Raw genomic sequence first — 15,598 nt, 5'->3', positions numbered from 1 at the left:
CACGCCGATGACCGAGCGACTCTTCCTGCTGAACTCCGACTGGCACGACGATCAGGGCGGTCCGTGGTTCTGCCCGCCCGGCGCCTATATCGAGGGCGTGCTGGCGCTCTATCCCCAGCTTCGCGATGCGCTCGACGTCGTCTATCTGGATCATCCGCGCCCGCGCCAGCCGGTCATCGACCAGGTCGGCGAGGCGCATCAGAGCTGCCCCATCCTGATCCTGGACGGCGCGCTGGATTGGCCCGAGGCCGAGGTCAGTGAAACGACCGGCCGGCGGTTTCTTCAGGATCATGCCATCGCTCCCTATCTGGCGGCCCGCTACGGCGTCGGCCGGCCGCATCCCTAGAGGTTCGTCATGCCCATCGGCGTCTTCACCATGGTCGGCATCTACATCATCGCCTGGTGGACGGTGCTGTTCGCCGTGTTGCCGCTGGGCACGGCGAGCGAGACGCACGAGCCGCCGACCGACGGCTCACAATGGGGCGCGCCCAAGACGCCCAATCTGAAGAAGAAGTTCCTGACGACCACCTGGGTCTCGGCCCTGGTCTGGGCGTTTGTCATGGTGCTGATCTTCACGGGCTGGCTGCCCCTGCCGAACTTCGCCAGCGGCCCGGCCGTCTAAACGACGCATCGGCCTAGCTTTCGCCCCGTCCGAGCGGCTAAAGCCTTGTTCCGTCTCTACGCCTAGGATTCCCGACCATGCGCCTGTCGCGCTTTTTCCTGCCCACGTTGAAGGAAGCTCCTTCGGACGCCCAGATCGTCTCGCACCAGCTGATGCTGCGCGCCGGAATGATCAAGCAGGAGGCCGCCGGCATCTACGCCTGGCTGCCGCTGGGTCTGAAGGTGCTGCGCAAGATCGAGCAGATCGTGCGCGAGGAGCAGATGCGGGCCGGGGCCGTCGAACTGCTGATGCCGACGCTGCAACTGGCCGATCTGTGGCGCGAGAGCGGCCGCTATGACGCCTACGGCCCCGAGATGCTGCGCATCACCGACCGCCATGAGCGCGAACTGCTGTACGGACCAACCAACGAGGAGATGATCACCGACATCTTCCGGGCCTATGTGAAGTCCTACAAGTCGCTGCCGCTGAACCTGTTTCACATCCAGTGGAAGTTCCGTGACGAGCGCCGTCCGCGCTTTGGCGTGATGCGCGGGCGCGAGTTTCTGATGAAGGACGCCTATTCCTTCGACGTGGACGAGGCCGCAGCCCGGGTCGCCTACAACCGCATGTTCGTCGCCTATCTGAACACCTTCGCCCGCATGGGCCTGAAGGCGGTGCCGATGCGTGCCGACACCGGCCCCATCGGCGGCGATCTGAGCCACGAGTTCATCGTCCTGGCCGAAACCGGAGAGAGCGAGGTCTTCTGCGATCGCAAACTGGTCGAGATGCCCGCGCCCGGCGACGACTTCAGCCCCGAAGCCGTCCAGGCCGTCTTCGACGAGCGCACCGCCCTCTACGCCGCCACCGAAGAGATGCACGATCCGGCGCAGTTCGAGGCCAAGACCGCCGAGGGCGACCGCCTGTCGGCGCGCGGCATCGAGGTCGGCCACATCTTCTACTTCGGCACCAAATACTCCGCCCCGATGAAGGCCAAGGTCGCCGGGCCCGACGGTCAGGACGCCGAGGTGCACATGGGCAGCTATGGCGTCGGCGTGTCGCGCCTGCTGGGCGCCATCATCGAAGCGAGCCACGACGCCGGCGGCATCATCTGGCCCGACGCGGTCGCGCCGTTCGACGTGGTCGTGATCAATCTGCGCGCCAATGACGAGGCCGTCTCGGCCGCCTGCGAGGACGCGGTGGCCCAGCTTGAAAAACGCGGCAAGGATGTCCTTTACGACGATACCGACGAACGTCCCGGCGGCAAGTTCGCCACCGCCGATCTGATCGGCGTGCCGTGGCAGCTGACCATCGGTCCCAAGGGTCTGGCGGACGGCGTGGTGGAACTGAAACGTCGCGCCACCGGCGAGAAGGTCTCCGTGCCGCTGGCCGAAGCTATCGAAAGGCTGACCGCTTGAGCCTGCCGTCTCGTCCGTCCGGCGCCTTCTCCTCGTGGGAGATCGGCCTGGCCCTGCGCTACCTGCGCGCCAAGCGCAAGGAAGGCGGCGTCGCCACCATCGCCGTCATCAGCTTCATCGGCATCATGCTGGCCGTCGCCGTGCTGATCAGCGTGATGAGCATCATGTCCGGCTTCCGCAGCGAATTGCTGGGCCGCATGCTGGCCTTCAACGGCCATATGTATGTGCAGGGCCCGGTTTTGACGTCGCCTGATCGAGACGCCGCGCTGAAGCGCATCCAGGCCGTGCCGGGCGTCGCCAGCGCCAGCCCGCTGAACGAGGCGCAGAGCCTGATCCGCGTCGGCAGCTATACGACCGGCGCCATCGCCAAGGGCATCCGCCCTGAGGATCTGGCCAAGACCCAGTACGTCTTCGACAGTCTGAGCCCGCAGGAGCGCGCCAGCTTCGGCAAGGGCCCCTATGGCGGCGACCGCATTCTGGTCGGCGCGGCCCTGGCTAACTCCATGGGGCTGCGCGTCGGCGATCCTGTGACCCTGTTTTCGCCGACCGGAGCCGACAGCGCCTTCGGCAACCTCGGCGGACTTGAGAAGACCTATTTCGTCGGCGGCTTGTTCCGCTCGGGCGCCGCCGATTACGATCGCGCCTTCATCTTCATGCCTCTCGAGCAGCAGCAGCTCTTCTTCGGCAAGGAAGGCGTCTGGGACGCGATCGAGATCAAAGTGGACGATCCCGATCAGGTCGGCGCCCTGACCGCAGCCATCCGCGACGCCGCCGGTCCCGGCTCGGTCGTCAGCGACTGGCGCGAGCGCCTCGCCGCCTTCTACGGCGCGCTGAAGGTCGAACGCGTGGCCATGAGCATCATCCTGGGCCTCGTCGTCGCCATCGCCGCCATGAACATCATCTCCGGCATCGTCATGCTGGTGAAGAACAAGGGCCGCGACATCGCCATCCTGCGCACCATCGGCGCCAGCCCCTCGGCGATCCTGCGCGTCTTCTTCATGGCCGGCGCCATGATCGGGGTCGCGGGCACCATCGCGGGCCTGATTCTGGGTCTGCTGTTCTGCTGGAACATCGGCTCGATCCAGCATTTCCTGGAGTTCGTGCTGCAGACCAAGCTGTTCGATTCCGACGTCTATATGCTGGACGCCATCCCGGCCCTGGTCGATCCGGTGGACGTGACCTGGGTGGCCTTCTGGTCCCTGTTGATGAGCTGTATCGCCAGCCTGCCGCCGTCCTGGAACGCGTCTCGCATCGATCCCGTGGAGGCGCTGCGCTATGAGTAAGGCTCCCATCCTTTCGGTGCGCGGCCTGACCCGCACCTATGACACCGCCCAGGGCGGCCTGACCGTGTTGAAGGGCGTGGATCTGGACGTTTATCCCGGCGAACTGGTCGGGCTGATCGGACCGTCGGGCTCGGGCAAGTCGTCGCTGCTGCACGCCGCCGGCCTGTTGGAGAAGCCCACCAGCGGCACGGTCGCCATCGACGGCGAACAGGTCGGCGATCTGGACGAGCGCGCCCGCACGCGACTGCGACTGGGCGGGATCGGCTTCGTCTATCAGTTCCACCACCTGCTGCCTGAGTTCGACGCGCGCGACAATGTCGCCCTGCCGATGCGGATCGCCGGGGTGTCCCAGGACGAGGCGCGCAAACGCGCCGAGGTCACGCTGACGGCCCTGGGGCTAGGCGAACGCCTGACGCACCAGCCGGCCCAGCTGTCCGGCGGCGAACAGCAGCGCGTCGCGATCGCACGGGCCCTCGCCAATGGCCCGCGGCTGCTGCTGGCCGACGAGCCGACCGGCAATCTGGATCCGACCACCAGCCAGTCGGTGTTCGAGTCCCTGCGAAACCTGGCCAAGACCACGGGGGTGGCCGCCCTGATCGCCACCCACAATATGGAGTTGGCCGGCCATATGGACCGCGTCTTCGCCCTGAAGGACGGTCATCTGGAACATCGCGAGGCCCAGAGCCAAGCCTACTGAGCCAATGCCTGTCGATCAACTGACGGCGGCGTCGCCCCAGATCGCTCTCAGGCGTTCGGGGCGGCGGCATCCGATCCGGTAGGCCTGGTAGCTGGCGGCGTGGCGCTTGGCGTAGTTCTGGTGTTCCTCGCCCGCTGGCCAGAACCGCTGAGCGCCGACGACCGGCGTGGTGAAGCTTTTTCTCAACACACGCATCGCCGCATCGCGTGAGGCGACGGCGTCCGCGCGCTGGGCTGCTGTCGCGAAGACGGCCGATCGATAGGACGGCCCCTGGTCACAGAACTGACCGTTCGGATCGGTCGGGTCGATGGTGCGCCAATAGCGATCGACCAGAGTACGATAGCTGACCACGCGCGGATCGAAGATCACCTGCACCGCCTCCATATGGCCCGTGCCGCCGCGCACCACCTGCTCATAAGTCGGGTTGGCGGTATGGCCCCCGACGAAGCCGGACACGGCCGAGCGCACCCCCGGCACGTCGTCGAAGGCCTTCTCCTCCGACCAGAAGCAGCCGCCGGCGAAGATTGCGGTCTGAAGCGCCGTCTGCGCCTCGGCTTGACGGGCCAGGGGCGCGCCGATCGACAGGGCAACGACGGTCAAGGATGCAACGGCGGCGAGGGCGGTCGTGCGAAGGGACATGGTCTCATCTCCTGTTGCATTGACTACGACGGCGACGCGCAAACGGTTTCACCAAGAACGTCTTGACCGGAACAAAACGCCAACATAGAACATTCGCAGAACATATCGGATGTCTCGGAGCCAAGGTCATGCCGCGTTTGATGAGGGATATGCTGTCGCTGGCGTCGTGCGGCGGTTTCGTATGGATGGTCTGGACCGTGGCGATCAGCGTCTCCGCCTGAGATCAGACGAATTAGACACTTTAGACGGTGTTTTTTCGAGAACCGTCTGAAGCCAGCGATCCACAGCCGATCTGTCGGGCGACCGGTTTGCGATGGCCGCGCGACGCCCGATATGAGACTCAAGATAGGGTACTCGGTAGCGGGCCAGGGTCGAAGAAGGCGTGAACGAGCCGGTGAACAGTCAGGGTTTTGTCCATCTTCGGGTCCGCTCGGCCTATTCGCTGCTGGAAGGCGCGATCAAGGCGGCCAAGGTCGGCAAGCTGGCGGCCGACGCCGGAATGCCGGCGGTCGGGGTGGCGGACCGGGCCAATCTGTTCGGCGCGCTGGAGTTCAGCCAGACAGCGAAGGATGCAGGCGTTCAGCCGCTCGTGGCCTGCGCCCTGCCGGTCTTCGGAATCGGCGGCCAGATCAACGCCCGCTGGGCCAAGGTTCCGACCGTGGTTTTGCTGGCCCAGGATACGGCCGGGTGGCTGAACTTGTGCGCCCTGTCGTCATCGGCCTATCTGGACGCCGGAGAAATGGCCGAGCCGGGCGTGGGCTGGGAGCAGGTGGTCGCCCGCTCCGAAGGCCTGATCCTGCTGTCCGGCGGCCCGGACGGACCGATCGATCCGCTGTTCGCCCAGGGCAAGAAGGCCGAAGCCGCTGCGGCGCTGGCGGCCATGAAGGCGGCGTTCGGCGACCGCTTCTACGTCGAACTGCAACGCCACGGGCTTGAGGACGAAAAGCGCGCCGAGCCGGGGCTGGTCGAATGGGCCTACGCCAATGACGTGCCGCTGGTCGCCACCAACGACGTCTATTACGCCAAGGCGGCGCAGGCGAAGTCTCACGACGCCCTGCTGTGCATCGCCGACGGCGCCTTCACCGGCCAGGAGGATCGCCGTCGCATCACCGGCGAACACTGGTTCAAGCCCGCCGCCGTCATGCGCGAGCTGTTCGCCGACCTGCCCGAGGCTTGCGACAACACCATCGACATCGCGCGGCGCTGCGCCTTTCTGGTCAATACGCACGCGCCCATCCTGCCGCGTTTCGATACCGGGGCCGGGCGCTCCGAGGCCGATGAACTGGCCCACCAGGCGCGCGAGGGGCTGAAGGTCCGCCTGACCGAGGTCACGCCGGCCGTGCCCGAAGAGGAATACTGGACCCGCCTGGAATGGGAGGTCGGGATCATCCAGCAGATGGGCTTCCCCGGCTACTTCCTCATCGTGTCGGACTTCATCAAATGGGCCAAGACCCACGGTATTCCGGTGGGGCCGGGGCGTGGTTCCGGCGCCGGTTCGCTGGTCGCCTGGTCCCTGACCATCACCGATCTGGATCCCTTGCGCTTCGGCCTGCTGTTCGAGCGGTTCCTGAACCCCGAACGCGTCTCCATGCCCGACTTCGACATCGACTTCTGCCAGGAGCGGCGCGAGGAGGTGATCGACTATGTTCAGGACCGCTACGGCAAGGACCGGGTGGCCCAGATCATCACCTTCGGCACCTTGCAGGCGCGGGCCGTGCTGCGCGACGTGGGCCGGGTGCTGCAGATGCCGCTGGGTCAGGTCGACCGGCTCTGCAAGATGGTGCCGAACAACCCGGCTGCGCCCGTCACCTTGGCCCAGGCCATCGATATCGAGCCGCGCCTGAAGGAGGCGAGGGACGCCGACCCGGCGGTGAAGACCCTGCTGGAAACCGCGCTGGAGTTGGAAGGGCTATACCGCAATGCCTCCACCCACGCCGCCGGCATTGTCATCGGCGACCGGCCGCTGACGGAACTGGTGCCGCTGTATCAGGATCCGCGCTCCACCATTCCGGCGTCCCAGTTCAACATGAAATGGGTCGAGCCGGCAGGCCTGGTGAAGTTCGACTTCCTGGGCCTGAAGACGCTGACGGTGCTGGATCGGGCGCGGGGCTATCTGGAGCGGCGCGGCGCGGCGCCGGAATGGAACCAACTGCCGCTGGACGATGCGCGCACCTATGAGCTGATGGCCTCTGGCCAGACGGTCGGAGTGTTCCAGCTGGAATCCCAGGGCATGCGCGACACCCTGCGCAAGATGCGCTGCGGCTCCATCGAAGAGATCACCGCCCTGATTTCGCTTTATCGGCCGGGGCCGATGGAGATGATCGACACCTATATCGACCGCAAGTTCGGGCGCGCCGAGGTCGATTATCTGCACCCCAGCCTGAAAGAGGTGCTGACCGAAACTTACGGCGTCATCATCTACCAGGAACAGGTGATGAAGATCGCCCAGATCCTGGCGGGCTACAGCCTGGGCGAGGCCGACCTGCTGCGCCGGGCCATGGGCAAGAAGAAGAAGGAGGAGATGGATTTCCAGCGCCTTCGCTTCGTCAAGGGCGCCGCCGAAAAGGCCGTGCCGGAGGCGCAGTCCGGCTCCATCTTCGATCTGGTCGCCAAATTCGCCGGATACGGCTTCAACAAGTCTCACGCCGCCGCCTACGCCCTGATCTCGTTCCAGACGGGGTGGCTGAAGGCCAATCAGCCGGTCGAGTTCTTCGCGGCGTCCATGAGCCTGGACTTGTCGAACACCGACAAGCTGGCGGTCTTCTATCAGGACGCCAAACGGTTCGACGTGCCGGTCCTGGCGCCCGACATCAATCGCTCCTCGGCCGACTTCGACGTGGCCTGGGACGACGACAAGGGGGCGGTGCTCTATGCCCTCGGCGCGATCCGAAACGTGGGTCTCGAGGCGATGAAACACGTCATCGAGGTACGCGAGACGGGCGGGCGGTTCGCCGACATCTTTGACTTCCTTGAGCGCGTCGATCCGCGCAGCGTCAACAAGCGCGCGCTGGAAGGTCTGGCCAAGGCCGGCGCCTTCGACAGCATCCACCCCAACCGGCGTCAGTTGCTGGAACAGGCCGACGTTCTGATGGCCTATTGCCAGAGCGTGGCGGCCGAACGCGCCTCGTCGCAGGTGTCTTTGTTCGGCGGCGATCAGGCGCATGCCGCGCGCCCGCGCCTGAAAAGCGTCGAGCCCTGGGTCGGGCCGGAGCGGCTGGATCACGAACTGTCGGCGGTCGGCTTCTATCTGTCGGGCCACCCGCTGGACGAGATGACCTCAGCCCTGAAGCGCAAGCGCGTCACCTTCGTCGCCGAAGCGATCCCGCTGGCGGAGTCCGGCCACGAAGCGTTCCAGATGGCCGGCGTCGTGCGTCGCAAGCAGGAGCGGGCCAGCGCGCGGACGGGCGAGAAGTTCGCCTTCGTGACCTTCTCCGATCCGACCGGCGAGTTCGAATGCCTGTTCCCGCCCGAACAACTGCGCAAATGTCGCGAGGTGCTGGAGCCCGGCGCCTCGGTCATGGTGCGGGTGCGCGCCAAGTCGTCGGAAGGGGAGGTGCGCTTTTTCGGCGACGACGCCTCCCAGATGGACAATCTGCTGGACGACGCCAACATCGGCCTTCGCATCCACGTCTCGGCCCGCAGCGCGGACGCCGAGGCCCTGAAGGCGCGGCTTGAGCGCGCGCGATCAGGCGCGATCGGCAAGGGGGGCGAGGTGTCGCTGATGATTGCGGGCCTCGATCAGGGGCGCGAGGTCGAGGTCAAGATTCCCGGTCGTTATCGCCTGGACGGCGCCTTGCGCGGCGCGCTGAAATCGGCGCCGGGCGTCGTCATGCTGGAGGACGCTTGAGCCCTGTTGGATATGGTTAAGCTTTTGATTTTTCGGAACCTCACGGACGTGTGATGGGTTTGGTCAGTCCATAGGGAGACTGTTCCAATGAAATATCTCGCCATCGCCATCGCCAGCGTCGCCTCGCTGGCCCTTCTCGCCGCCTGCAACCAGGGTGGCGACAGCGCCGCCCAGAACACCAGCGAAGCGGTCAACGCCACCCAGGACGCCACGTCCGGCGTCGTCGGCCAGACGTCGGCCATGACCATGGGCGCCAACACCGTCGACGGTTTCGTCACCGGTCTGGGCACCGGCAACATGTATGAGCTGGAAGCCGCCAAGATCGCCGCCGCCAAGTCCAAGAATGCCGACGTGAAGGCCCTGGCCGCCATGATCACCAAGGATCACACCGCAGCCGGCGAAAAGCTGGCCGCCGCCCAAGCGACCGCCGCGCCGAACGTCGCCATCCCCACGACGCTGGACGAACGCCGCAAGGGCTTGATCGACAATCTGAACGCCGCGACGCCGGACGACTTCGACAAGGTCTATCTGGACCAGCAGGTCGCCGCCCACAACGAGACGCTGACGCTGCTGAACGGCTTTGCCGACAACACCGAAGCGCCCGCCCTGGCCACCCTGGCGCGCGAGCTGGTGACGCCCGTCACCGCTCACCGCGACCGCGCCCGGACCCTGCTTGACGCGATGAAGTAAAAGCAGCCGTCGCGTTACTGACCAAAGGCGGTCCCGAAAGGGGTCGCCTTTTCCGCATTTGCAGGGCTGCGCTTGCTATTGCGGCGCATCCGGCCTACATGGCCCCCGCATTTCGCAACGCGGGTGAGGCGCGCTTCGGGGAGACATCCCGATCCGCACCATTCCGAGGGTCTTTCGGACCTTTAATCCCCCGCGCCACGTTTGATCGGAAAAAGGACTGAACGATCATGGCTCTGCCTGAATTCTCGATGCGCACCCTGCTTGAAGCCGGCGCTCACTTCGGCCACCAGACGCACCGCTGGAACCCGAAGATGGACCGCTACATCTTCGGCTCGCGCTCGAACATCCACATCATCGACCTGTCGCAGACGATGCCGCTGTTCCACCAGGCTCTGGTGGCCGTGCGCGAAGTCGCCGCCAAGGGCGGTCGCGTTCTGTTCGTCGGCACCAAGCGCCAGGCCGCAGAGCCGGTCGCCGAAGCCGCCAAGCGCTGCGCCCAGTATTACATGAACAACCGTTGGCTCGGCGGCACGCTGACCAACTGGCGCACCGTTTCGGGCTCGATCGCTCGTCTGCGTGAGCTGGAAGGCATTCTGGAAAACGGCGGCGAAGGCCGCGTCAAGAAAGAGCTGCTGAACCTGCAGCGCGAGAAGGACAAGCTTGAGCTGTCGCTGGGCGGCATCAAGGACATGGGTTCGATCCCGGACATCATGTTCGTGATCGACACCAACAAGGAAGCGATCGCAATCCAGGAAGCCCGCAAGCTGAACATCCCGATCATCGCCATCCTGGATACCAACTCGGACCCGGACGGCATCACCTATCCGGTCCCCGGCAACGACGACGCCGCCCGCGCCATCCAGACCTACTGCGACCTGATCGCCGACGCCGTCCTGGACGGTCTGGCCGCCGGCGCTTCGGCCTCGGGCATCGACCTGGGCGCTTCGGAAGCTCCGGTCGAGCCGATGCTGCGTGAAGCCTCGGCCCCCAAGGCTGAAGCCGAAGCCGCGCCGGCCGGCACGGAAGGCGCCGCCGCCGAACTGGAAGCCGCTGCTGAGCCGGCTGCCGAAACCGAGAAGGCCGAGGGCTGATCGCCCGCCGGGCGGCGTTCGCGTTCTTGAGCGCCGCCTGACGAACTGACACACGGCCGGGCTAAATCAGTCCGGCCGTTCCCACATACGAAATCCCCCAAGGAGAAGAACATGGCCGAGATCACTGCCGCCCTCGTGAAGGAGCTTCGCGAGCGTTCGGGCGTCGGCATGATGGACTGCAAGAAGGCGCTGGTCGAAAACGACGGCAACATCGAAGCAGCAATCGACTGGCTGCGCGCCAAGGGCCTGTCCAAGGCCGCCAAGAAGGCCGACCGCGTCGCCGCTGAAGGTCTGGTCGCCGTCGCGTCGAAGGAAGACGGCAAGGGCGAAGTCGCCGCCGCCATCGAGTTCAACGCCGAAACCGACTTCGTGGCCCGTAACGAGCTGTTCCAGAACGCCGCCAAGTCGTTCGCCCAATTGGGTCTGGAGCACCACTCGGTCGAGGCCCTGCACGGCGCCGAACTGGAAGCCGGCAAGACGGTCCAGGACGAAGTGACCAACATGATCGCCACCATCGGCGAGAACATGCAACTGCGCCGCGCCGCCCGCTTGTCGGTGTCGGAAGGCGTCGTCTCGACCTACGTCCACAACGCGGTTTCGCCGGGCGTCGGTCGCATCGGCGTGCTGGTGGCTCTGGAAGGCGAGGGCGACAAGACCGCGCTTCGCGAACTGGGCCGCAAGATCGCCATGCACGTCGCCGCCACCGCGCCGCTGTCGCTGAACACCGACGACCTGGACCCCGCCGCCATCGAGAAGGAACGCGCCGTTCTGATCGAAAAAGCCAAGGAAGAAGGCCGCCCTGAAGCCATGATCGAAAAGATCGTGGAAGGTCAGATCAACAAGTTCCAGAAGGACGTGGTGCTGTCCAAGCAGCCGTTCGTCATGGATCCGGACGTGACCATCGAACAACTGGTCGCCAACTCGGCCAAGGAACTGGGCTCCTCCAACCTGCACCTGGCCGGCTTCGTCCGCCTGGCGCTGGGTGAAGGCGTCGAGAAGGTCGAAGGCCCCGACTTCGCGTCGGAAGTCGCCTCCATGATGGGCGGCAACTAAAAAACATTCCCCTCATTCGTGAGGGTTTTGTATCAGAAGGGCGCGTTCGGCTTTGATGGCCGGCGCGCCTTTCGTCTATAAGAAGCCGCCTGATTCAATGGCGCCGCAGTCAAACGGACCTTCCCGCATGCCCGACGCCCCCTCGACCTTCCGCTACAAACGCGTCCTGCTGAAGGTGTCGGGCGAGGTGCTGATGGGCGACCAGTCGTTCGGCGTCGACATGAAGACCGTCGATGCGGTGGCCAAGGCCGTCGCGGACGTTGCGGCCGAGGGCGTGGAAATCTGCCTGGTCATCGGCGGCGGCAACATCTTCCGCGGTCTGTCCAAGGCGGCGGCCGGCATGGAGCGCGCCCAGGCCGACTATATGGGCATGCTGGCGACGATCATGAACGCCCTGGCCATGCAATCGGCGCTGGAGAAGATCGGCGTCTCGACCCGCGTGCAGAGCGCCATTCCGATGGCGGCCATCGCCGAACCCTACATCCGCCGGCGCGCCCTGCGGCATCTGGAAAAAGGGCGGGTCGTGATCTTCGCCGCCGGCGTGGGCGCACCGTTCTTCACCACGGACTCGGGCGCGGCGCTGCGTGCGGCGGAAATGGGCTGCGACGCCCTGCTGAAGGGCACCAGCGTGGACGGGGTCTACACCGCCGACCCGAAGAAGGATCCTGACGCGACGCGGTACGAGACGCTGTCCTATCAGGACGTGCTGGCCAAGGATCTGCGGGTCATGGACGCCTCGGCCATCGCCATGATGCGCGACACGGGCATACCGATCGTGGTCTTCTCCATTCGGGAAGACAATTCGCTGCGCCGGACCCTGACCGGCGAAGGCACGTTCACGGTCATTCAGGACGTCGCCTGACGTTCGCCTGACCTGGAAAGACAAGAGAGACCAAGACCATGGCAAAGCCTGACCTCAAGACCTATCGCGACCGCATGGATCGCTCCGTCGCCGCCCTGAAGGAAGAGTTCAGCGGTCTGCGCACTGGCCGGGCCAACGCCGGCCTGCTGGAGCCCGTGCGGGTCGAAGCCTACGGCTCGGCCTCGCCCCTGACCGCCGTCGCCGCCATCAGCGTGCCTGAGCCCCGGATGCTGAGCGTCAACGTTTGGGACAAGGGCATGGTGGTCGCCGTCGAAAAGGCGATCCGCAACGCCAATCTGGGCCTGAACCCGATCGTGGACGGCCAGACCCTGCGCATTCCGGTGCCGCCCCTGACCGAGGAACGCCGCAAGGACCTGGTCAAGCTGGCCGGCAAATACGCCGAGCAGCAGAAGATCTCGGTTCGCAACGTCCGCCGCGACGCCAACGACGACCTCAAGAAGGCCGAGAAGGCCGGCGAGATCAGCCAGGACGAACAAAAGAAGATGGAGACCGAGGTCCAGAAGGACACCGACGCGGCCATCAAGCGCATCGACGAGACCTTGAAGACCAAGGAACAAGAGATCATGCAGGTCTGAGGCGAAACGGCTGGGTCCGGAAGGGATCGCACGACAGATGACGGCAGACCGCGCCGCGCCTTCAGGCCAAAGCCCAGACAAGCAGGGTCAGGACGGCCCGCGCCACGTCGCCATCATCATGGACGGCAATGGACGCTGGGCGAAGGCGCGCGGTCTGCCGCGCGCTCTTGGTCACCGCGAAGGCGTTCAGGCGCTGAAGCGCACTATCCAGGCGGCGCCGGATCTCGGCATCGATTGTCTGACGGTGTTCGGCTTCTCAACCGAAAACTGGAGCCGTCCCGAGGACGAGGTGTCGGACCTGATGGGGTTGGTGCGGTCCTACGTCGCCAGCGATCTGGCCCGGCTGACCAAGGCCGGCGTCCGGCTGAAAATCCTGGGGCGACGCCAGGGATTGCCGGCCGACATCGCCGCCATCATCGAACGAGCCGAGGCTCAGACCGCCCATAACGATCGCTTCCTGTTGCAGGTCGCCTTCAACTACGGCGGTCGTGCGGATCTGGTGGACGCGGCGCGTCGCCATATGGAGCGGGTGCTGGCGGGCGAGACGGTCGAGCCTTTCAACGAGGCGATCCTGACGGCCGGGCTGGCCACGGCGGGCTCGCCGCCGCTGGACCTGATCGTGCGCACGTCGGGGGAGCAGCGGCTTTCGAACTTCCTGTTGTGGGAGGCCGCCTACGCCGAGCTCGTCTTCCAGGACATTCTGTGGCCCGACTACGGCCCAAAGGCCTTGGCCGAGGCGATTTCGGCCTTTGGTCAGCGCGACCGCCGTTTCGGCGGACGCGTGATCGCGCCTGAACGCGCGACGGCCTGATGGCGGTCAAGGGTCGGGATATCGCCCTCAGGGCTGCGTCCGCCGTCGTGCTGGCGCCCGCCGCCGTCGCTGCGACGTGGGGCGGAGGCGTGTGGTTCCTGGCGCTGATGATCGTCGCCAGCGTCGTCCTGGCGTTCGAATGGGCGGCGATGAGTGCGCCGCATGCACGCCGCGTCATGGGCGGCGCGGTCAGCTTCGGCGTCGTGGCGGCGGTGATCAGCGCCCATTTCGGGGCCATGTCCGTGGCCTTCATCATGCTGGTGTTCGGCGCGGTCGCGGCCGGGGTCTATGCCCGCAGCCGAGGGCAGGAGGCGCTGGATGCCGCCTATGGCGTGCTCTATCTCGGCTGGCCTTCGGTCCTGCTGATGTGGCTGCGCGACGTCGACAGTTTGATCGGGCTGCACTGGACCGTGCTGGTCTTCGCCGTCGCCTGGTCGGCCGACATCGTGGCCTATCTGGCGGGATCCACCTTTGGCGGACCCAAGCTGTGGCCGCGCTTCTCGCCGAACAAGACCTGGTCCGGGTTCATCGGCGGCGTTGCGGCCGGCGCGGTTGCGGGCGCCGTCATGACGGCCTGGGTCAATATGGGCGCCTTGAGCGTCGTCTGGGGGGCGGTGCTGGGCTTTGCCGCGGCCTTGGCGACCATGGCGGGGGACCTGTGGGAATCGGCGCTCAAGCGGCGGTTCGGGGTCAAGGATGCGGGGAACACCATTCCTGGCCACGGCGGCCTGCTGGACCGCGTCGATGGCCTGATGTTCGCGGTCGTTGTCGTCGCGGCTGGCCGATTGATCGTCCTGATGCTGGAGCGTGGGGCGTGATCCGGCGTCGCATCACCGTGCTTGGCGCGACCGGATCGGTCGGCGCCTCCACACTGGACTTGATGGCTCAAGCCGAGGCGACGGGCACGGGCGCGTTCGAGGTCGAGGCGCTGACAGGCGGCGCCAATATCGCCAAACTGGCAGAGCAGGCCAGGCGCTGGCGGCCCAAGCTGGCCGTGACCGCCGATCCGGCGCGTTTGAATGATCTGCGCGACGCCTTGTCCGGCACGGACGTCGCTGTCGCCGCCGGCGACGCGGCCATCGTCGAGGCGGCGACGCGACCTGTCGACTGGATCATGGCGTCCATCGTCGGAGCGGCGGGTTTGAAGTCCGCCTGGGCGGCGGCGGGAACGGGCGCGACCCTGGCGCTGGCCAACAAGGAAAGTCTGGTCTGCTGCGGCCCCGCCCTGATCGAACGGGTCAAGCGGGCAGGGGGGCGCTTGATCCCCGTCGATTCCGAACACTCCGCCATCTTCCAGGTGTTTCCGGCCGAAGCGCCTGAGCGCGTGGCGAAGTTGATCCTGACCGCATCGGGCGGACCGTTCCGCCAGACTCCGCGCGAGCAGATGGTCGCCATCACGCCCGAACAGGCCGTGGCCCACCCCAACTGGAGCATGGGCGCCAAGATTTCGGTCGACAGCGCCACCATGGCCAACAAGGGCCTGGAGATGATCGAGGCGGCCTATCTGTTCGATATGCCGCAGGATCGTATCGACGTCGTGGTGCACCCCGAATCGATCATCCACAGCCTTGTGGAGTATGTGGATGGTTCGACCCTGGCCCAGATGGGACCGCCGGATATGCGCACGCCGATCGCCTGCGCTCTGGCCTGGCCGGATCGGATCGCGTGGCCGGCGCAAAAGCTGGATCTGGCTGCGTTGGGTCGGCTGACGTTCGAAGCGCCCGATCTGACGCGCTTTCCCGCCCTCGATCTGGCGCGTCAGGCCCTGAAGGCGGGGGGCGCGACGCCGGCTGTGTTCAACGCCGCCAACGAGGTCGCCGCCTTCGCCTTCCTTGACCGCAAGCTGGCGTTTCTCAATATTGCCGCAGTCGTCGCCGAAACCCTTGAGCGTGCGACGAAAGCGGGGATGGCTTTCGGTTCTGGAGACGCCTGCGGCGCGGCCCTCTCGGTCGACGCCGAGACGCGTCGAATGGCCGAAAGCGTCATCGCCGGCCTTGCGAATGCGGCCTGACA

The 15,598-nt window shown here is 66.0% G+C and carries 15 protein-coding genes; 14 read left to right on the top strand and 1 reads right to left on the bottom strand.

The window, feature by feature from the left end:
* Nucleotides 1-7 precede the first annotated feature (7 nt).
* From HF680_RS04875 to HF680_RS04855, 5 genes are all read left to right on the top strand, one after another.
* On the top strand, nt 8-346 hold the full coding sequence (locus tag HF680_RS04875) for a DUF3088 family protein (RefSeq protein ID WP_045811214.1): 339 nt from the start codon (nt 8-10) through the stop codon (nt 344-346).
* A gap of 9 nt (nt 347-355) precedes the next feature.
* Nucleotides 356-622, top strand: coding sequence for a DUF1467 family protein (locus tag HF680_RS04870; RefSeq protein WP_017503976.1), 267 nt, complete (start codon nt 356-358; stop codon nt 620-622).
* 77 nt (nt 623-699) lie between these two features.
* Nucleotides 700-2,016 (top strand): proline--tRNA ligase, encoded by a 1,317-nt coding sequence (gene proS, locus HF680_RS04865; protein WP_045811213.1) that lies wholly within the window; start codon nt 700-702, stop codon nt 2,014-2,016.
* Nucleotides 2,013-3,299: a lipoprotein-releasing ABC transporter permease subunit gene (locus HF680_RS04860; protein ID WP_185224235.1), complete on the top strand. Its 1,287-nt coding sequence runs from the start codon at nt 2,013-2,015 to the stop codon at nt 3,297-3,299. Before proS ends, HF680_RS04860 begins: the two co-directional genes overlap by 4 nt.
* Nucleotides 3,292-3,996 carry an ABC transporter ATP-binding protein gene (locus tag HF680_RS04855; protein ID WP_185224234.1) on the top strand — a complete coding sequence of 235 codons (705 nt, stop codon included), beginning with the start codon at nt 3,292-3,294 and terminating at the stop codon, nt 3,994-3,996. The genes HF680_RS04860 and HF680_RS04855 overlap by 8 nt, the downstream gene beginning before the upstream one ends.
* Before the next feature lie 15 nt (nt 3,997-4,011).
* Here HF680_RS04855 and msrA read toward each other — a convergent pair whose 3' ends face one another.
* Nucleotides 4,012-4,635, bottom strand: coding sequence for a peptide-methionine (S)-S-oxide reductase MsrA (msrA, locus tag HF680_RS04850; protein ID WP_185224233.1), 624 nt, complete (start codon nt 4,633-4,635; stop codon nt 4,012-4,014).
* A gap of 382 nt (nt 4,636-5,017) precedes the next feature.
* Between msrA and dnaE the strand changes: the two genes are divergently transcribed.
* From dnaE to dxr, 9 genes are all read left to right on the top strand, one after another.
* Complete coding sequence (gene dnaE, locus HF680_RS04845; protein WP_185224232.1) at nt 5,018-8,482, top strand: DNA polymerase III subunit alpha; 3,465 nt, start codon at nt 5,018-5,020, stop codon at nt 8,480-8,482.
* Nucleotides 8,483-8,569: 87 nt separating this feature from the next.
* Entirely contained in the window at nt 8,570-9,172 is a 603-nt protein-coding gene (locus HF680_RS04840; protein WP_185224231.1) for a DUF4142 domain-containing protein, read from the top strand.
* Between the two features lie 227 nt (nt 9,173-9,399).
* Nucleotides 9,400-10,263: a 30S ribosomal protein S2 gene (gene rpsB / locus HF680_RS04835; protein ID WP_017503967.1), complete on the top strand. Its 864-nt coding sequence runs from the start codon at nt 9,400-9,402 to the stop codon at nt 10,261-10,263.
* Nucleotides 10,264-10,374: 111 nt separating this feature from the next.
* Nucleotides 10,375-11,316 (top strand): translation elongation factor Ts, encoded by a 942-nt coding sequence (gene tsf / locus HF680_RS04830; RefSeq protein ID WP_039247421.1) that lies wholly within the window; start codon nt 10,375-10,377, stop codon nt 11,314-11,316.
* A 127-nt stretch (nt 11,317-11,443) separates the two neighbouring features.
* Nucleotides 11,444-12,178 (top strand): UMP kinase, encoded by a 735-nt coding sequence (pyrH, locus tag HF680_RS04825; protein ID WP_045811327.1) that lies wholly within the window; start codon nt 11,444-11,446, stop codon nt 12,176-12,178.
* 38 nt (nt 12,179-12,216) lie between these two features.
* Nucleotides 12,217-12,774, top strand: a complete 558-nt coding sequence (frr, locus tag HF680_RS04820) for a ribosome recycling factor (protein WP_017503964.1) — start codon at nt 12,217-12,219, stop codon at nt 12,772-12,774.
* Between the two features lie 37 nt (nt 12,775-12,811).
* The gene (gene uppS / locus HF680_RS04815) at nt 12,812-13,585 is read left to right on the top strand and encodes a polyprenyl diphosphate synthase (protein ID WP_165116627.1); all 774 of its coding nucleotides are present in this window, start codon (nt 12,812-12,814) and stop codon (nt 13,583-13,585) included.
* Nucleotides 13,585-14,403 (top strand): phosphatidate cytidylyltransferase, encoded by an 819-nt coding sequence (locus HF680_RS04810; RefSeq protein WP_055753509.1) that lies wholly within the window; start codon nt 13,585-13,587, stop codon nt 14,401-14,403. The genes uppS and HF680_RS04810 overlap by 1 nt, the downstream gene beginning before the upstream one ends.
* The gene (gene dxr, locus HF680_RS04805; protein WP_185224230.1) at nt 14,400-15,596 is read left to right on the top strand and encodes a 1-deoxy-D-xylulose-5-phosphate reductoisomerase; all 1,197 of its coding nucleotides are present in this window, start codon (nt 14,400-14,402) and stop codon (nt 15,594-15,596) included. The genes HF680_RS04810 and dxr overlap by 4 nt, the downstream gene beginning before the upstream one ends.
* Nucleotides 15,597-15,598 lie beyond the last annotated feature (2 nt).

This window comes from Brevundimonas huaxiensis (assembly GCF_014218725.1).
GTDB classification, from domain to species: Bacteria; Pseudomonadota; Alphaproteobacteria; order Caulobacterales; family Caulobacteraceae; genus Brevundimonas; species Brevundimonas huaxiensis.
Note: the sequence above shows the minus strand (reverse complement) of the source record. Positions and strands in the feature narration are given on the sequence as shown.